Consider the following 17,843-nt stretch of genomic DNA (forward strand, 5'->3'; position numbering starts at 1 on the left):
TGCGCAAGCACTTCCACCGTCCGGCCTCCCAGCCTGCCGGGACAACTTTCCCTACAAGGATGGCAATCCCGGCAGGCTCCCATAGGGTGAGCTCGTGACCGACCAGGAAACCTTCGATATCTGCATTGCCGGCGGCGGGACCGCTGGCTGGATGGCGGCCGCCATGCTTGCGCGCTTCCTGCCCGCCACGCACCGGGTCACGCTGGTCGAAAGCGCAGAGATCGGAACCGTCGGCGTCGGCGAAGCCACGATCCCGCAAATCCACTTACTCAACAACGCGCTCGGCCTCGACGAAGCCGAATTCCTCCGCGAAACCAAGGCAACCTTCAAGCTGGGCATCGAATTCGATGGCTGGCAACGCCCCGGCCAAGCTTACATGCACGCATTCGGCCCCGTCGGACGGGCCCATGGTTTGCTGCCGTTCCACCACTACTGGCTGCGCGCAAAACAGGCCGGTTGGGCCAGGCCGCTGGCCAATTATTCGCTCAACGAAATGGCCGCACGCACGCTCAAGATGCGCCGCGGGCCGCGGACGGCGCATTCGCCGGCGATGCCCTATGCCTATCATTTCGATGCCGGGCTCTATGCCGCTTTCCTTCGCAACTATTCCGAACAGCGCGGAGTGGCCCGTGTCGAGGGCACGATCGCCCATGTCGAGCAGGACGCCGAAAGCGGATTTCTGACCGCTGTCGATTTGGGCGATGGCCGCCGGATCGAAGCGGATTTCTTCATCGACTGCACCGGCTTTCGCGGATTGCTGATCGAGCAAGCGCTGGAGACGGGTTTCGACGACTGGACCCAGTTCCTGCCATGCGACCGCGCCATGGCTGTTCCGTGTGAGAATGGCGGCAACCTTACGCCCTACACACGCTCCATCGCGCACAAGGCGGGTTGGCAATGGCGCATCCCGTTGCAGCACCGCATCGGCAACGGCTTGGTCTATTCATCCGCCCACCTCGACGATGACGAGGCGGCGACGCTTTTGCTCGGCAATCTCGACGGATCGCCGCAGGCCGACCCAAAGCCGATCCGCTTCACTACCGGCAAGCGCCAGAAGCACTGGAACGGCAATTGCCTCGCACTGGGGCTAGCTGCGGGCTTCATGGAGCCGCTTGAGTCGACCAGCATCCACCTCGTGCAAAGCGCAGTCAGCCGGTTCCTGTCGGTCCTTCCGGGCAAGACGCCCGATCCCGCCATCATCGACTGGTTCAACGACCAGGCTCAGTTCGAATGGACGCGCATCCGCGATTTTCTCGTCCTTCACTACTCGGCCAACGAGCGCGAGGGCGAGCCCTTCTGGGACGCAGTCCGGCACATGGCCCTACCGGACACGCTGGCGGCGAAGCTGGAAAACTGGCGCGCCACCGGTTTCATCCACCGCGAGCACGAGGAATTGTTCACCGAAGTGGGCTGGTTCCAGGTTCTCGCCGGACAGGGCATCGAGGCGCGCGACTATAACCGCCTCGCCGACGCGCTAAGCGGCGACGATTTGCGCAAGCTGCTCGACGGGACCGAAGCAGCGCTCGTCGAAGAAGCGCAGCAAATGCCCTCGCATCGCGATTTCCTAACCCGCTTCGCCAATCTCTCTCCCCAGCAGGAAGCTTCCGCATGATCCGCCTGACACTCCCGCTTCTCGCCCTTGGCCTTGCATCATGCGCAAACGCCGAGACCGCGCCGCAAAGCACGCCGGTCGCCGCCGAGAAAAGCTTCCGCGACCGCCTGCCAAGCGAGGAAATCGTCTATTTCGTCCTGCCCGACCGCTTCGAGAACGGCGACACCGCCAACGACCTCGGCGATTTTACCGGCGGACGGTTGGAAACGGGTTTCGACCCGTCGCACAAGGGCTTCTTCCACGGCGGCGACCTGCAGGGGCTTACGCAGCGTCTGGACTATCTTGAAAATCTCGGTGTTACCGCGATCTGGTTCGCGCCGATCTTCCAGAACAAGCCGGTTCAGGGGCCGAAGGGCGACGAAAGCGCCGGATATCACGGATATTGGGTGACCGATTTTACGCGTCCGGACGGCCATTTCGGCACGCGCGAGGAATTCAAGACTTTCGTCGATGCCGCCCATGCGCGCGGGATGAAGGTCTACATGGACATCATCACCAACCATACCGCCGACGTGATCCGCTACGCCGAGGGCGACGAGACCGGTTATGCCTATCGCAGCCTTGGCGATTATCCCTACTCGACGCGCGGCGGGCTTAACGGTGAGCCGATAAACAATGGATTTTCGGGTCACGAGGATTCGAGTGAGGAAAACTTCGCCCGTCTTACCGATCCGACCTACGCCTACACGCCCTACGTGCCGGAAGCAGAGCGCGAGGTTAAGGTCCCAGCCTGGCTCAATAATCCGATCTACTACCACAATCGCGGGGACACGACCTTCACCGGGGAAAGCAGCCGACAGGGTGATTTCGTCGGTTTGGACGACCTTTTCACCGAACACCCTCGCGTCCGCGACGGAATGATCGAGATCTATTGCGGCTGGGTGCGGAGTACCGGTATCGACGGCTTCCGCATCGATACTGCCCGCCATGTCGACCCCGGCTTCTGGCAAACCTTCGTGCCCGCTTTGGAAGCATGTTCCGAAGAGGCAGGCATCCCCAACTTTCATATGTTCGGCGAAGTCGCTTCGGAAATTCCGACCGCGGGCTACTTTGCGGAGTACACCCGTCGCGACAAACTGCCTGCCGTGCTCGATTTTGCCTTTGCTGCAGCCATGCGCGAAGTGCTGGGCCGCGGCGAAGGTACGCATGTCCTAAGCACGCTGTTCGAAGGCGACGTGCTGTATGAGGGCGGGGTAGAAACCGCACTGACGCTGCCCACGTTCCTTGGCAATCACGACGTGGGACGCTTCTCGACGCTTATCAAAGCGGACATGCCCGATATCTCGCAGGAAGAGCTTTTAGCCCGCGTGAAACTGGGACATGCGATGATGTTGGCGCTGCGTGGTTCGCCGGTGATCTATTACGGGGCCGAGCAGGGCTTTGTCGGCGATGGCAATGACCAGCTGGCACGCGAAGACATGTTTCCCTCCAAAACCGCCGTTTACAACGATAACCGGTTACTTGGGACGGATGCGACTACGGCAGACAGCAATTTCGACGAGAACCACCCGCTGTTCCGCCTGATTGCCGAATTTTCGCAGATGCGGCGCGCCCATCCGGCATTGCTGCGTGGGCGTCAGGTTGTTCGCCATTACGAACAGGAACCCGGCATCTTCGCAGTGAGCCGTTTCGATCCCGGCGACGGGAGTGAATATCTCGCAGTCTTCAATACCAGCGGCGAAGTGCAGCAAGCCAATGTAACGCTCGGCTACGATGCGCGCTTATTCGAGCAGCTTGCAGGCGCCTGCCCCGCTGCCGTCACCGCGCCAGGCAGCGCGACATTCTCGCTTCCCGCCTTCGGATGGGCCGTCTGCCGCGTTGCGGAGACTGCCGAATGAGCGGCAAGCTGCCTTGGTGGAAGGGTGCGGTGATCTACCAGATCTATCCGCGCAGCTTCATGGATTCGAATGGCGATGGGATCGGCGATCTTCCGGGCATCGCGCAGCGCCTGCCGCACATTGCAGAACTTGGCGCGGACGCGATCTGGATTTCGCCCTTCTTCAAGTCGCCGATGAAGGATTTCGGTTACGACGTTTCGGATTACTGCGACGTCGACCCGATCTTCGGCACGCTGGAAGACTTTGACGCGGTCATCGCCCGCTCACACGAACTCGGCCTCAAGGTGCTGATCGACCAGGTCTATTCGCACACATCGGACGACCACGAATGGTTCGCCGAAAGCCGATCGAACCGCGATAATCCCAAGGCCGAATGGTATGTCTGGGCCGATGCCAAGCCCGACGGCTCGCCCCCGTCGAACTGGCAATCGGTCTTCGGCGGCCCGGCATGGACATGGGACGCGCGGCGTGGGCAATATTACCTGCACAACTTCCTATCCAGCCAGCCCCAGCTCAACCTCCACAACCGCGAAGCGCAGCAGGCTGTGCTGGATGTTATGCGGTTCTGGCTCGAGCGCGGCGTTGACGGCTTCCGCATCGATGCACTCAACTTCGCGATGCACGACCCGCAATTGCGCGACAATCCGCCCGCCCCGCCGACGGACAAGCAGCGCACCCGGCCGTTCGACTTCCAGCTCAAGACCTACAACCAGAGCCATGCGGACATTCCCGCCTTCATCGAGCGCATCCGCGCGCTGACCGACGAATTCGACGGTATTTTCACCGTCGCCGAAGTCGGCGGCGACGATGCCGTGCGCGAGATGAAAGCCTTTACCGAAGGCGAAACACACCTCAATTCGGCGTACGGGTTCAATTTCCTCTACGCCGAGGCATTGACGCCGCAGCTGGTCTGTTCCGCCCTCGCCGAATGGCCGGAAGAACCGGACCTCGGCTGGCCCAGCTGGGCGTTCGAAAACCACGATGCGCCCCGTGCTCTCAGCCGGTGGTGCACGCCGGAAGACCGCCAGGCTTTCGCGCGCCTCAAGACTCTCCTCCTGATGAGCCTGCGCGGCAATGCGATCCTCTATTATGGCGAGGAACTGGGCCTGACACAGGTCGATATCCCCTTCGACCAGCTGCACGATCCCGAGGCGATCGCGAACTGGCCGCTGACGCTGAGCCGCGACGGTGCGCGTACCCCCATGCCTTGGGACGATAGCGAATGTGCCGGCTTCGGCAGCACCGCGCCATGGCTCCCGGTTGGCGACGACAACCGTCCCCGTTCCGTCGCAGCGCAGCTAGGCGATGCGAACTCCTTGCTCAAATTCACCAGACAGGCGATTGCATTGCGCAAGGCGAACCCGGCCCTGCACCATGGCCACGTGGTGGAATGCAATCACGACGGCGACTTGCTGGAACTGGTGCGCGAAGCCGGCGGCCAGCGGCTGCGCTGCCGCTTCAATCTCGGCAGCAAGCCCGTTGAATGCGACGATTGCGAAGGCCGCACATTGCTTGCGATCAATGGGGCCGAGCCGACCGCCCTCCCCCCCTTCGCCGCCATCATCCTGGAGACCGACACATGATCCGCCATATCGCCCTCTTCATCGGTGCCTCGCTCCTGCCGATCGCTGCGGCGCAAGCGGAAACGGTCACCTCGCCCGACGGGCGTATCGCGGTAACGCTAGACGCGGACGGCGAAGGCATTCCCTATTACGAAGTCACGCGCGACGGCGTGCCGGTCATCGCCAAATCGAACCTCGGCTTCGCTTTCACCGACGCCGACCCGATGCGCCGCAATTTCGAAGTGGTCGCCTTTCGCGAGGAAAGCCACGCCAGCACCTGGGAGCAGCCGTGGGGGGAGCGCCAGTGGGTGCAGGACATTCACAATGAACTGGCCCTCACCTTCCGCCAGCGCGATGAAGACGCGCGCGAGATTACCGTGCGTATGCGTGTGTTCGACGATGGCCTCGGCTTCCGCGTCGAATTCCCGGAAACGGAACGCCAGCCCGTCTATCGCATCGCGGAAGAACTGACCGAATTCAACATCGCTGCCGATGGCACGGCATGGTCGATTCCCGCTGGCGACTGGAACCGCTACGAATATCTCTATTCGAAGACCCCAGTGAGCGCGCTCTCTACCGTGCACACGCCGGTGACGATGGTGCTCGACAACGGCCTGCACCTCTCTTTCCACGAGGCGGCACTGATCGACTATTCGGGCATGTGGCTGCGCCGCATCGACGACACCCGTTTTCGCGCCCAGCTGGCGCCATCGCCGCGCGGTCCCAAGGTAATCCGCGAAGGCGCCTTCACCACGCCGTGGCGCACGATCCAGATCGCGGGCGGGCCTAAGGGCCTGTTCGAAAGCAACATCATCCTCAACCTCAACGAGCCCAACAAGCTCGGCGACGTCAGCTGGTTCACCCCGCACAAGTACATCGGCATCTGGTGGGAAATGCACCTCGATGACAGCAGCTGGGCAAGCGGTGAAAAGCACGGCGCGACGACCGCAAACGCCAAGCGGCACATCGACTTCGCCGCAGAGAACGGCTTTCGCGGCGTCCTGATCGAAGGCTGGAACCTGGGCTGGGACGGCACCTGGTTCGGCAATGGCCGCGAGTTCGATTTCACCACCGCCTATCCCGATTTCGATATCGTCGAAGTCGCCCGGTACGCGCGGGAAAAGGGCGTGCGCATCATCGGCCACCACGAAACGGGCGGCAATATCAAGGTATACGAAGAACAACTCGAAGACGCGATGGCCTTCTATGAAAGCCTCGGCATCGATGCGGTGAAGAGCGGTTATGTCGCCGATGCTGGCGGGATCATCGCGCCTGCCGGTGAAGGCGGCATGGGCGAGACCTTCGTCTGGCACGACGGGCAGGAGATGGTCCGCCATCACCTGAAGGTCGTTGAAGAGGCAGCCGAGCACAAGATCGTCATGAATCCGCACGAACCCATCAAGGACACCGGCCTTCGCCGGACCTATCCGAACTGGGTGAGCCGCGAGGGCGCTCGCGGCGCTGAATACGATGCCTGGGCGGTTCCGAAGAACGATCCGGGCCATGTGCCGGAACTCATTTTCACGCGGATGCTGTCGGGTCCGATGGACTATACGCCTGGCGTGTTTTCGCTCGAAGGGCGCGGTGCGACCGCCCCTGACCTGCCGAGCACCCTTGCGCGGCAACTGGCATTCTACGTAGCGATCTACTCGCCGATCCAGATGGTCGCCGACCTGCCGGAAAACCTGGCGAAGTATCCGCGCGCGCTCGACTTCGTAAAGCGGGTTCCGGCCGACTGGGCAGAAAGCCTTCTCGTCGATGGCAAAGTGGGCGAATTCGCCATCATTGCCCGCCGCGATAGGGATACGCTGAACTGGTATGTTGGCGCAGTTACCGATGCAGAGGAACGTGTTGCATCGGTCCCACTGTCCTTCCTCGATCCCGGCAAGTCCTATGCCGCAACGATCTGGCGTGACGGCGCGAAAGCCGATGGACTTGGCGAGGATCGCCATGCGATGGAGGTCGAGACCATGACCGTAACCGCCGACCAGACGCTCGATCTCCGCCTTGCACCCGCAGGCGGCTTCGCGATCGAGTTCGTGCCGCAGGGGTGAGCACAGGCTCCGCTCCTCGCGTCGTCGTCCTCGGCGGCGGCAGCGCAGGATGGATCACCGCCTGCCTGCTGCACCACGAGTGGGCTGCACGCGGCGGCAGGGTCACCGTCGTGGAAAGCCCGGCGATCGGCATCATCGGCGTTGGCGAAGGCTCCACGCCGCAACTGAAGGCATTCTTCGACCACCTCGGCATAGAAGAGGCGGAGTGGATGGCGGCCTGCGATGCTACCTACAAGCTTGGCATCCGCTTCACCGGCTGGAGCGAGCGAGAGGGGTGCGAGAGCTATTTCCACCCCTTCCCGGGTCCGGTCGACCTCCATACCGAGCCAGGCTTCGTCAAGAATTGCGCCCTCCGCCGCCGGGGCATAGACGTGCCCGCACACCCCGACGCCTGGTTCCTGGCGGCACAGCTCGCCTCATCGAAGCGCGGCCCTGTGCCGCACGCGAACTTCCCCTTCCCGCAAAGCTATGGCTACCATTTCGATGCCCACAAGCTCGGCGCATTCCTGCGCGACTGGGCAGTCCCTCGCGGTGTCGTGCATCGCCCCCTGAAGGTGGAAGAGGTGGAGCTTGCACAGGACGGCGATATCGCGGCCCTGCTTTGCGAAGGCGGGGAGCGCATAGAAGGCGACCTGTTCGTCGACTGCTCCGGCTTTGCTGCCATGCTGGCCCAGCAGAAACTCGGTGCGCAGTTCCTGCCCTTCGCGGAGAACCTGTTCAACGATTCCGCCGTGGTCATGCCGACACCGCATACGCAGCCGATCGTTCCGCAGACCGAAAGCATCGCGATGAGCGCAGGTTGGCGTTGGTCGATCCCGCTGACATCGCGGGTGGGGAATGGATATGTCTATTCGTCACGCCACATCAGCGATGACGATGCCGCCACCGAACTGGCAGATGCTTTGGGCGTCGCCGCAGACGAAGCTCAGCCGCGCTTCCTGAAGATGAAGGTCGGCAGGTTAGAGAATAGCTGGGTACGCAATTGCCTCGCCACCGGCCTGTCGCAAGGCTTCATCGAGCCGCTGGAGGCAACGGCGCTGCATATCGTCATCGCGACCGCGCTCGATTTCGCCAAGGCCTACGAGAGCGCCGGATTCACCGATACGCATCGTGACACTTTCAACCAGAGGATCGCCGCGCGTTACGAAGGTATTCGCGACTATATCGTTGCGCACTATCGCATGAACCAGCGCGGCGACACGGACTACTGGCGACAGAACGCGGCGAACCAGACGCTATCGGACAACCTCAAAGCGATGATGACGGCCTGGTTCACGCATGGCTCGATCGAGGAGGCCAACGCCAAGGCATACGGTCCCGCCGCGCCATACGCCCCGATGAGCTGGCATGCGCTGTTCGCGGGCTACGGCACCTTTCCTCCGCCTGCCAAGATGCAGGCACCACCGCCCGGCCTGGACGTTGCGGATCGCGAGGCAGCCCGCACCTTGCTTGCTGCCTGCGCGCTCAATTTCCCGGAGTACGCTCCGGTTTAGGCAACCCTAGCGTTGCGGATCGGGCGTGTCGTCCGGCCCGGCCTGCGCCTGGCCCTGCACCACTTCACCCGACTGGAAAATCGGACCCTCGGTGGGCAGCGTCGACACCGTCTCTCCGGTCTCGTCGTCCTGCGTCGCTACGATGACGGGTTGTACGCCAGCAGACGGCGGAAGATCGACAGGTGCCTGTGTCTCTCCGGCTACCGTGACAGGCTGGGTTGCAGGCATCGAATTCACCAGGGTATCGCCCGGCGCGACGTTGACACCGGGGCTGAGCGGATTGGTGTAGCCCTGGACAGTCGTCGTGACGGTTGGCGGACCGTATTTCGAATCCCACGCGGCAAGGTTCACGCGGTACTGTTCGTAGGCGCGGTAGAAATCGTTGAAGACGCTCTCGATCCGCGGGAGTGCGACAGCGGCGAAGCTATCGAGCGTTCCGACCTCTGCGGTCAGCGCGTCGCGGCTGACTGCCAGCGCGGCATCGCAGAAATTGCCCATGGCGGGCGGCAGCGCGAAGTAGTTGTAGACCTGCGTCATGTAGGAATCCTGCACGTCGCGGTAGGTCGCACCGTACTTCTGGCGGAATTCCCCCTGCAGGGCGCGGTTGGTCGCCGAAAGCTGGCGCGCGTTGCGCTTCAGGAAGGCGCCGTAATTGTCGACCAGCATCGTCGCCTGCGGCTCGGGGCAATTGAGCGCCGCAACGTTCAGCGCGGAGCGCAGGTTCCACACGGTCTGTGCCGGGGTGAGGTTCGCGTTGACGGTCTGGCGCACGCCATCGACGGCTACCAGCGGAATAGTCATGCCGGTGGTTGCACCCATTGGCGGGACCGGACGCGGCGGGATCACAACCGGCGCGGGTGGCGGAGGGGGCGGCGGCGGGGGAGGAGGAGGAGGCGGTGTGGCACAGGCCGAAAGAGCGAGCAGGCCGCCAGCGATGGCAGCGAAGCGGATGTTTATGTGCGAATTGCGGCTCACGGCGCGCGTACCCTCCTCAAGGAATTTTCTGTCTTCACCATGAACGCGTCTTGATTGACCCGCGATGAAGCGTTTCACTCTCCTACCCCCTTGAGCGGACAAAGAAAATGCCCGGGGCGCAAGTTACGCCCCGGGCACGATCAAACGACTCGCTGCTGCGGTCGGTGGTGGGGATTACTCCCGACTGCCGAGGAACTGCAGCAGGAACATGAACAGGTTGATGAAGTCGAGATAGAGGCTGAGTGCGCCCATCACGATCGCCTTGCCCGCATATTCGGTGCCGCGGACATAGTGATATTCATTTTTCAGTCGCTGCGTATCGTAGGCAGTGAAGCCTGCGAAGATCAGCACGCCGAGAATATTGATTACGAGACCCATCGCGCCCGACTGGAAGAAGAACGCGTTGAGCAGCATCGCCACGATGATGCCGATCAGGCCCATGAGCAGGAAGCTGCCCAAGCCCGAAAGGTTCTTCTTCGTGGTGTAGGCGAACAGGCTCAGGCCCGCGAAAGCGGCGGCCGAAGCGAAGAAGGCCGAGGCGATCGATTCACCGGTGTAGGTGGCGAAGATCGTCGACATCGACATGCCGAACAGCACTGCGAAGCTCCAGAAGAAGACCTGGAGCGTACCCTTGCTGAAGCGCTGCGCCCCGCCGAAGCTCAGGACCAGGATGAAGGCGAGCGGCGAAAGCGAGATGATCCAGCCAAGCATGGTCGGCTGGATTGCTGCGCCGCGCTGCGTCTGCACGACCTGGTAGGCCGCTTCGAACAGCGCGGTGTCCACGAACAGCAGGGCGACGATACCTGTCAGCAGCACGCCCGAAGCCATCATGTTGTAGATCGACAGCATGTGCTGGCGCAGGCCAGCGTCGAAAGTGGTCTGGCGGGATACGGCGTCACCCGCACGCGGCACGGACGAGGTCGCCTGCCTCTGGTCGGTGTCGTTCCAATCGGCCATTTTCAAAAACTCCCAATTGCGGGGACAATTCACCCCGCCTCTTGGGGGAATATCGGCATTATTGCCGCCGATTTCAAGCGAAACCGGACGGGGTTTGGCTAATGGAAATCAACCATTTGCGCGCCGAGCGGCGACTTGGAGGCCTCAGGCTTCGCCCGCAGCGTCCACCATCGCGGCTTTCAGCGCATCTGCAGGGCTCTTGTCGCCCCACAGCACGAACTGGAAAGCGGGATAGAACCGGTCGCACTCCTCGACCGCGATTTCGACCAGCGATTGCGCCTGGCCAAGGCTCAGCAGCCCCTCGTCGCCCAGCATCGTACCATTGCGATAAAGCAGCACGCCGCCGTTCGACCAGATATCGAAATGGCCGAGCCACATCTGCTCGTTGACCATGGTGACGAGTTCCTGCGCAACTGCCCGTTTTTCATCGGAAATCCGGATTTCCGGAAGGCACAGCAATTGCAGCACCATGTCCTCGGGACGCCAGATCCCGCGCACCTGGTAGGTGGTCCAGCTGCCCTGCACTTCGCCGCTCATCTCGTCGCCGGTCAAACCGCACGGCCAGCCGCGCGCCTCGAACAGGGCAGTGAGCATTTCAAGCGGAGCGGCGTCCTCTTCTGCCTCAGAACGGCTTTCGGAGGTTCTCATCGTGGCGATCCCGTGGCTCTCATGTGAGGCCTTGTGCAGGTCGCCCCGCCCGCTTGGCAATCGAACGTCCCAAGCGGGTTGGGGAGAACGCAATAGGCTTGTGTAAAGCTTGTGCACAAGCCCAAATTACGGATAGGCCGATGCCCTAATCGAGCGGGGCGATTTCCTGTCCCTCATCGCTCGAGAAGGGGAAGCTGTCGATTTCGAGTTCGCGCAAACGGTTCACAACATCACGCGCTGCGTCGCGCGATTCGTATGGTCCGGAAAGCAGCCGGTTGGCCTCTCCCCAGGGCGTAACGAAGGGGCCCTTCCCATTCAGCAGCCCGTCGGCATTGCGGGCAATGCGGCGCCAGTCGAAACGTAGCGCGGAGGTATCGCGACCCGTCGCGACCTGTACCCAGTGGCGGGCAGGGTGTGCTGGCGGAGGGGGAGCAGGCGGCTCGGCGATTTCGCGGGGCGCCTGGATACGGGTGATGTCTACCGCACCCTGGCGCGGGGCCGCGCTCGCTTCTGCCAGGTCGAAACCGGCGAAGGCGTCGGCCACGCTTTCTTCCTCCTCGCGCTGGGGGAGCAGGGCCTCGGGCGGGGTCGTGGGTGAGACAGTTGCCACGGTGGTTGGCTGCGATGGCGGCGACGCTTGCGGCTGGGCAACTGGCGTGGCCTGAGTAGCTGCGGCCCGGACCGGCTGCTCTACCCTCGCCGGACGATCCGCACTGCGGGCAGGCCTGAAGATCGAACGGTCCGCGCTCGTGGTCGGCTGCTCCGCACGTTCACGCGGCGGTGTCGTTCGCTGGCGCGTGGGCCCTTCAGCCCTACGCGGTTCGCTCGGCTGTCCCATCGCAGGACCGGTCGGTGCGAGTGCCACGTCGGCAGAACGCACCGAGGGGCTGTCATATCGCGCGATCGCGGGATCGTCCCGCCCGATCGCCGCAGTGCGGGGGAACACGCCAAGAGTGCCGGCAGCTGCCTGTTGCGCAGCGGTGAGCTGCGGCATGTATCTAAGGTAGGGTTCGACCCTTGCGGCCATCGCACGCGGCATCATGTCGCGCGCGATCTGGATCGCCGCATCCGTTTCGCCAAGGACGGCAAGCCCGAAAGAGCGTGTGCGAAAAGCTGCATTGTCGCCCTGTTGCAAGAGCGGCAGCAGCGTAGCCTCGAAACTGGCCTTGTCGCCCGAAATTGCCTGGCTCAAGGCAAGGTTGCGGCGCACCTCGGCATCTTCACCCTGCTGAAGGGCGAGCCGGTAGAATGACTGCGCACTGGCGGCATCGCCAACCAAGTCGAAAGCAAGTCCCCGTGTCGCGGCCATGCGCCGTGGTTGCACACCAGCCCGCTCTGCTTGCGCGAACAATTGCAGAGCTTCGACCGGACGGCGCGAATAGGTATAGGCCTGCGCAAGCCCGAGGGTGACGCGGCTGTTGTTCGGCGAGATGTCCTGCGCCCTGCCGAAAAAGCCGATCGCGGCCGGAATGTCGCCCAGCTTGAGCGCCGCTTCTCCGGCATCGAGCAAGGCGCCGACATCGCCGGAATCACGGGCCAGCCGTTGCAGGGCGGAGTTCAGTTCGCTCGTGCCTTCGGGCGGAAGCGGCTGGACGATTTCCTGCGCGGCCAGTTGGCCCGGCACGCCAAGCGCAAGAGCGCAGGCAGCCAGGCGCAGGGCACGATGTGTCACGGAACTGGTCATGATCTCCCCTTGCAACGCCTGACGGGTCGCGAGAGTTTCAGGAGATTACTGGTTGTTCTGGCGACCGAGGAAACGCGGGATGTTGAGCGAACCGCTGCTGCTGTCGTCGCCATCCTCGTCTTCGTCGTCACTGTCGACTTCGCTTTCGGCAGAACCGGAACCGCGCGACAAATTGGCCATGCGTTCGAAGAGCGTGCTGCCCTGCGATGCGCCGCCACCTTCATTGCCGCCGCCGAGGACCGGCTGCTTCTTGCCGGGCTTGCTCTGCAGCGGGCTGTCGCTGTCAGCGAACTGGTCTGCACCAAGCTGAAGCTCGTCCTGACCCGCGCTATCTTCGAGCGGATCGGACAGGTCGAGCGGCGATCCCGATGCGCCTTCGCCTTCGTCGGTCCAGCCATCGCCGGTGCCGAACGAACCGTCGTCGGCCGGATCGGGCGCTTCGCTGCCGTAGGCATCGAAACGTTCGGTCTCATCGTTGCGCAGGCCGGCAAGCGGGTCGACGATGCCATCGACATCATCGCTTTCTTCGTCCTCGTCACCGAAATCGTCGATGCTCGCAGCCGAAAGGCCGGTCGAACTCACGTCGTTTTCGTGGGTCTCATCCTGCGGCTCGTCGTCGAGACCTGCGGAGAGGCCTTCGCTCAGTTCAAACGGCTCTTCGTCATCCGTGGCGCTGTCGCTCGGAAGGTCGAGGACCGGGCGCTGCGGCGCACGCGCATCGGACATCGAGAAGCTCTGCGACTGCGGAACGGCGCCGATACCGGTCTGTTCGATACCCGTGGCGACCACGGATACGCGGATCTTGCCTTCGAGGTCGGGGTTGAACGCGCTACCCCAGATGATGTTCGCGTCTTCGTCGACCAGTTCGCGGATGTGGTTCGCCGCCTCGTCGACTTCGAGCAGCTTCATGTCTTCGCCGCCGATGATCGAGATGATGACACCCTTCGCACCGGTCATGCTGACGCCGTCGAGCAGCGGGTTCGCAATGGCCAGTTCCGCAGCTTCGAGCGCGCGGTTGTCGCCTTCGCCTTCGCCGGTTCCCATCATGGCCTTGCCCATCTCGCTCATCACCGAACGCACGTCGGCAAAGTCGAGGTTGATGAGGCCGGGCATGACCATGAGGTCGGTGATCGAGCGGACACCCTGCTGCAGCACCTCGTCGGCGAGCATGAAGGCTTCCTTGAAGGTGGTTTCAGCCTTGGCAACCAGGAACAGGTTCTGGTTCGGGATGACGATCAGCGTGTCGACGTGCTTCTGCAGCTCTTCGATACCCGCTTCGGCAGCGCGCATACGGCGCGACCCTTCGAACAGGAACGGCTTGGTCACGACGCCCACGGTGAGGACACCCTTGCGGCGCGCAGCCTCGGCAATGACGGGCGCCGCACCGGTTCCGGTGCCGCCGCCCATACCGGCCGCGATGAAGAGCATGTTGCAGCCTTCAAGCGCATCTTCGAGATCTTCGACGGTTTCTTCGGCCGCAGCCTTGCCGACTTCGGGGCGAGCGCCAGCACCGAGGCCGCCGGTAATGTCGGGGCCGAGCTGGATGCGCTTTTCCGAAGCGGAAGTGGACAGTGCCTGCGCATCGGTATTCGCAACGAGGAAATCGACGCCCTCGATCTTGGCTTCGATCATGTTCGCGATTGCGTTTCCGCCTGCACCGCCAACGCCGATGACCATAATCTTGGGGCGGAGATCGTCGCTGGATGCCGGACCGATATTGATGCTCATTGAGCTTTCCTCGAAGTAAAAAGTCGCCTGAAAACGGTTATGTCACACCTAAGCGCAAAAGCGAATCGCTGTGACCTTGGTAAATAGCCTTATCCACAAGGGCTGAAGCAGGGGTTACGCTACGTATCACCCCCTAAAAATACTCTCTCACTGCCTGCATGACACGATTGACCAGTCCCAGCCCCGAATAGCGGCGCGTCGGTTGGTAGCCCGGGCCAATGGACCGGATGTCGACCGGATCTTCCGCCGCGTAGAGGCACAGGCCCGCCAGCGTGGCGAAACCCGGCGTCGCATGCGCTTCGGGCAAACCGCGCAGGGACGGCGGTTTTCCGATGCGGACGGGCATCCCTAGCGCCCCTTGCATGAATTCCGCAATGCCGTGCAGTTCCGCGCCGCCGCCGCTCAGCACTACCTGTCCGCCGCTCGCGCCGGAAAAGCCCATGCCCTTCAGGCTCTTGCCGACTTCGCTGGTCAGCGCGCCGAGACGATCCGTGACGATGGAAACGAGTTCTGCCCGGGGGATGCGATTATGTTCGTCAGCCCCGCGTGCAGGCTGTCCGCTGGGCTCTTCCTCGGGGGAATTGACGGGAATCATCTCACGGTGGTCGCTGGGCGTGGCGATGGCTGAACCAGAGACGCACTTCAGGCGCTCCGCCTGGCTGCGCCTGATGCCGAGCGAGGAGGCGATGGCGTCGGTGATGTCGTTGGAGCCGACGGGAATGGACCTCAGCCCCAGCAGCATGCCACCCGCATGGACGGAGACATTCGTGACCTGCGCGCCGATCTCGACCAGCGCGACACCAAGATCGCGCTCTTCCGCGCTGAGGCAGGCGTAGGCAGCGGCAAGCGGGCTGGCGACGACGCCTTCCACGTCGAGATGCGCGCTCTGGACCGCTTCGATGAGATTACGGACCGGCGCGCCTTCGGCCAGCGTGACATGGACATCGACGCCGAGCGATTCCGCGTGCAGTCCCGATGGGTTGGCAATGCCATGCGCCCCGTCGAGCGAATAGTGCGCCGGCTGCGCGTGAAGCACCATGCGTCCGTCCGGCTGGATATGGTCGCGTGCCGCGAACAGCAGGTGTTCGATATCGTCTTCGTCGATCCGCCGTCCGCCGATGGCGATCTCGACGCTCGCGACCTTGCTCGACAGGCCTGCACCCGCGCAGCCGATCCACACGCTGGAGACCGAGGTGTTCGCGTTCGCTTCCGCCTTTTCGACTGCATTGCGGATCGCGTGGGTCGCGGCGCGCATGTCGGTGACATAACCGCGCTTGATGCCTTCGCTCTTGCGGTGGGAGGAGCCGAGCACGACCATCTCGCCATCTTCGGCCTGGCCCATGATCATGGCGGACACGCGGAACGAGCCGATGTTGACGGCACCGAAAACGCGATTGACGCGCGGGAGGGGAGCTGCGGAGGCCATTACTGAGCGTTCATCCCCCTTGGGCACGGACCGTCCTGACAGCGCAGATAGGCGCGGTCGGGCACACGCATGTCGATCGCCACGGCCTTACCCCCGATCAGGCGGTTGCGCCCGTCCATTTCGGCGAATTTGACCAGCGCAGCCGGGCCCTGGTCGCCTTCCGGCAAGGCCAGCAACTGGCCGGTCTTGAAAGTCAGGTTCCAGCGGCGATTACCGATCCATTCCGCCGACACGATCTGCGGCTTCAAGGCAGGCGCCGCATCCAGCAGCTTGCCGAGTTCGGCCACTTGCTTCTGTGCACCGGGACCGGAAATCAGCAGTTGTCCCTTGGCATCCGCAGATGACACCGGCTCCAGCTCGTGTCCTTCCGGATCGACGAGCACGAGGCGATCTGGCTTCACGAGCACCGCGTGGGGCGCACGTTCGACGATATCGATCCGGAGTGTTTCGGGCAGCTGGCGCGAGACGCGCGCGTCCTTGACCCACGACAATTCCATCAGACGTTCGCGCACTTCTTCGACGTCGACCAGCGGCATCGGGCGATCGGTTTCTCCAAGCACGCGCTGATAGACCAGTTGTTCGCTCATCCGCTCCACGCCGGTGACGCGCACGGTGCGCACTTCATAGCCTGCGCGGCTGGCCGATTTTGCCAGTTCCGTCCGGGCAAGTTCCGGAACGCCGGCATAGCTCGCCACAGTCCAGGCAATGCCTAGCCCGGCCGCCACGATCAGGAACAGGAAGAACTTGTGCCACTGCTCTTCGGTGAAGGGCAGCGCCGCCATTGCGCGGTCGAGGAAACCCGACGTGTGCCGCTTGGCCGCGCGTGCCTTCTGGCTGCGGTTACGGGCGGCGGCAGAGCGCCGAACACCCGTCGGCTTACGCTTGACCTTAGCCATCGCCGCCCCCCTTGCGCGTGGCGAAATCGCGCAGCGCGGCGGCAATGATGGTCTCGACCAGCTCGCCATATTCCATTCCGGCGAAGCGGCCCTGTTCGGGCACCAGGCTGAGCGGGGTCATGCCCGGTTGCGTGTTGGTTTCCAGCACGAACAGGCCATCTTCGCCTTGCGTATCGTCCCAGCGGAAGTCGGTGCGGCTCGTGCCCTTGCAGCCGAGCAGCTTGTGCGCCTTCAGGGCGATTTCCAGGCACAGCTTCTCGATCTGCTCCGGGATTTCGGCGGGGCAGATGTGATCTGTCATCCCGTCGGTATATTTCGCGTCGAAATCGTAGAACCCGCTCTTGGGCTTGAGTTCGGTCACGGCCAGTGCGCGCGGGCCGTCCTCGAAATCGACCACGGCGGAGGTCAGCTCCAGCCCGCGAATGAACGGTTCTGCCAGCAATTCGTCGAAATCCTGCCACGGACCTTTTGCGTCTCGCGCGATCGGATTGCCGTAATTGCCGTCATCGGTGACGATCGCGACCCCGACCGAGCTGCCTTCGTTGACGGGTTTCAGCACATAGGGTCGCGGCATGGGATCGCGTTCGAACAGGTCCGCGCTTCTGACGATGCGTCCGCCGGGCATCGGGATGCCGTGCGGAACCAGCGCCTGCTTGGTAAGCTGCTTGTCGATGGCCACGACCGAGGTGGCGAGGCCCGAGTGCGTATAGGGCACACCCATCAGGTCGAGCATGCCTTGCACCGTCCCGTCTTCGCCCGGAACGCCGTGAAGCGCATTGAACACCACGTCGGGCGCAGCCTCGGCAATACGCGCGGCAACCTGCCGGTCCATGTCGATACGCGTGACCGTGTGACCGCGCTCTTCCAGCGCTTTCGCAACCCCTTCGCCCGACATAAGGCTGACTGGTCGTTCGTTCGCCCAGCCGCCCATCAGGACGGCGACATGGAGTTTGCGGTCGAGAATGCTCAT

13 protein-coding genes are annotated in these 17,843 nt (G+C 63.2%); 5 read left to right on the forward strand and 8 right to left on the reverse strand.

Annotation, left to right across the window (positions count from 1 at the left end; translation table 11 throughout):
• The first annotated feature begins 94 nt into the window (after positions 1-94).
• From CVE41_RS03630 to CVE41_RS03650, 5 genes are read left to right on the forward strand one after another with little or no spacing between them, the layout of a single operon-like run.
• Positions 95-1,612 (forward strand): tryptophan halogenase family protein, encoded by a 1,518-nt coding sequence (locus CVE41_RS03630; protein ID WP_100259424.1) that lies wholly within the window; start codon positions 95-97, stop codon positions 1,610-1,612.
• On the forward strand, positions 1,609-3,450 hold the full coding sequence (locus CVE41_RS03635) for an alpha-amylase family glycosyl hydrolase (RefSeq protein ID WP_100259425.1): 1,842 nt from the start codon (positions 1,609-1,611) through the stop codon (positions 3,448-3,450). The genes CVE41_RS03630 and CVE41_RS03635 overlap by 4 nt, the downstream gene beginning before the upstream one ends.
• Positions 3,447-5,033, forward strand: a complete 1,587-nt coding sequence (locus CVE41_RS03640; protein ID WP_232725784.1) for an alpha-amylase family glycosyl hydrolase — start codon at positions 3,447-3,449, stop codon at positions 5,031-5,033. Before CVE41_RS03635 ends, CVE41_RS03640 begins: the two co-directional genes overlap by 4 nt.
• Complete coding sequence (locus CVE41_RS03645) at positions 5,030-7,066, forward strand: glycoside hydrolase family 97 protein (RefSeq protein WP_100259427.1); 2,037 nt, start codon at positions 5,030-5,032, stop codon at positions 7,064-7,066. The genes CVE41_RS03640 and CVE41_RS03645 overlap by 4 nt, the downstream gene beginning before the upstream one ends.
• Entirely contained in the window at positions 7,063-8,559 is a 1,497-nt protein-coding gene (locus CVE41_RS03650) for a tryptophan halogenase family protein (RefSeq protein WP_100259428.1), read from the forward strand. The genes CVE41_RS03645 and CVE41_RS03650 overlap by 4 nt, the downstream gene beginning before the upstream one ends.
• A 6-nt stretch (positions 8,560-8,565) precedes the next feature.
• On the opposite strand, the gene CVE41_RS03655 is transcribed toward CVE41_RS03650, so the two are convergent.
• The 8 genes from CVE41_RS03655 to CVE41_RS03695 all read right to left on the reverse strand — a co-directional run bounded on the left by CVE41_RS03655 (position 8,566) and on the right by CVE41_RS03695 (position 17,843).
• Positions 8,566-9,534 (reverse strand): hypothetical protein, encoded by a 969-nt coding sequence (locus CVE41_RS03655; RefSeq protein WP_157799387.1) that lies wholly within the window; start codon positions 9,532-9,534, stop codon positions 8,566-8,568.
• 174 nt (positions 9,535-9,708) lie between these two features.
• Positions 9,709-10,491 (reverse strand): Bax inhibitor-1/YccA family protein, encoded by a 783-nt coding sequence (locus tag CVE41_RS03665; protein WP_100259431.1) that lies wholly within the window; start codon positions 10,489-10,491, stop codon positions 9,709-9,711.
• 144 nt (positions 10,492-10,635) lie between these two features.
• On the reverse strand, positions 10,636-11,139 hold the full coding sequence (locus CVE41_RS03670) for a type III secretion system chaperone family protein (protein ID WP_100259432.1): 504 nt from the start codon (positions 11,137-11,139) through the stop codon (positions 10,636-10,638).
• Between the two features lie 145 nt (positions 11,140-11,284).
• On the reverse strand, positions 11,285-12,823 hold the full coding sequence (locus tag CVE41_RS03675; protein ID WP_100259433.1) for an SPOR domain-containing protein: 1,539 nt from the start codon (positions 12,821-12,823) through the stop codon (positions 11,285-11,287).
• A gap of 45 nt (positions 12,824-12,868) precedes the next feature.
• Positions 12,869-14,551, reverse strand: coding sequence for a cell division protein FtsZ (gene ftsZ / locus CVE41_RS03680; protein ID WP_100259434.1), 1,683 nt, complete (start codon positions 14,549-14,551; stop codon positions 12,869-12,871).
• A 133-nt stretch (positions 14,552-14,684) separates the two neighbouring features.
• Positions 14,685-15,977, reverse strand: a complete 1,293-nt coding sequence (gene ftsA, locus CVE41_RS03685) for a cell division protein FtsA (protein WP_100259435.1) — start codon at positions 15,975-15,977, stop codon at positions 14,685-14,687.
• The gene (locus tag CVE41_RS03690; protein ID WP_100259436.1) at positions 15,977-16,873 is read right to left on the reverse strand and encodes a cell division protein FtsQ/DivIB; all 897 of its coding nucleotides are present in this window, start codon (positions 16,871-16,873) and stop codon (positions 15,977-15,979) included. The genes ftsA and CVE41_RS03690 overlap by 1 nt, the downstream gene beginning before the upstream one ends.
• On the reverse strand, positions 16,866-17,843 hold the full coding sequence (locus CVE41_RS03695) for a D-alanine--D-alanine ligase (RefSeq protein ID WP_100259437.1): 978 nt from the start codon (positions 17,841-17,843) through the stop codon (positions 16,866-16,868). The genes CVE41_RS03690 and CVE41_RS03695 overlap by 8 nt, the downstream gene beginning before the upstream one ends.

The organism is Qipengyuania seohaensis (genome assembly GCF_002795865.1).
Classification (GTDB): Bacteria; Pseudomonadota; Alphaproteobacteria; order Sphingomonadales; family Sphingomonadaceae; genus Qipengyuania; species Qipengyuania seohaensis.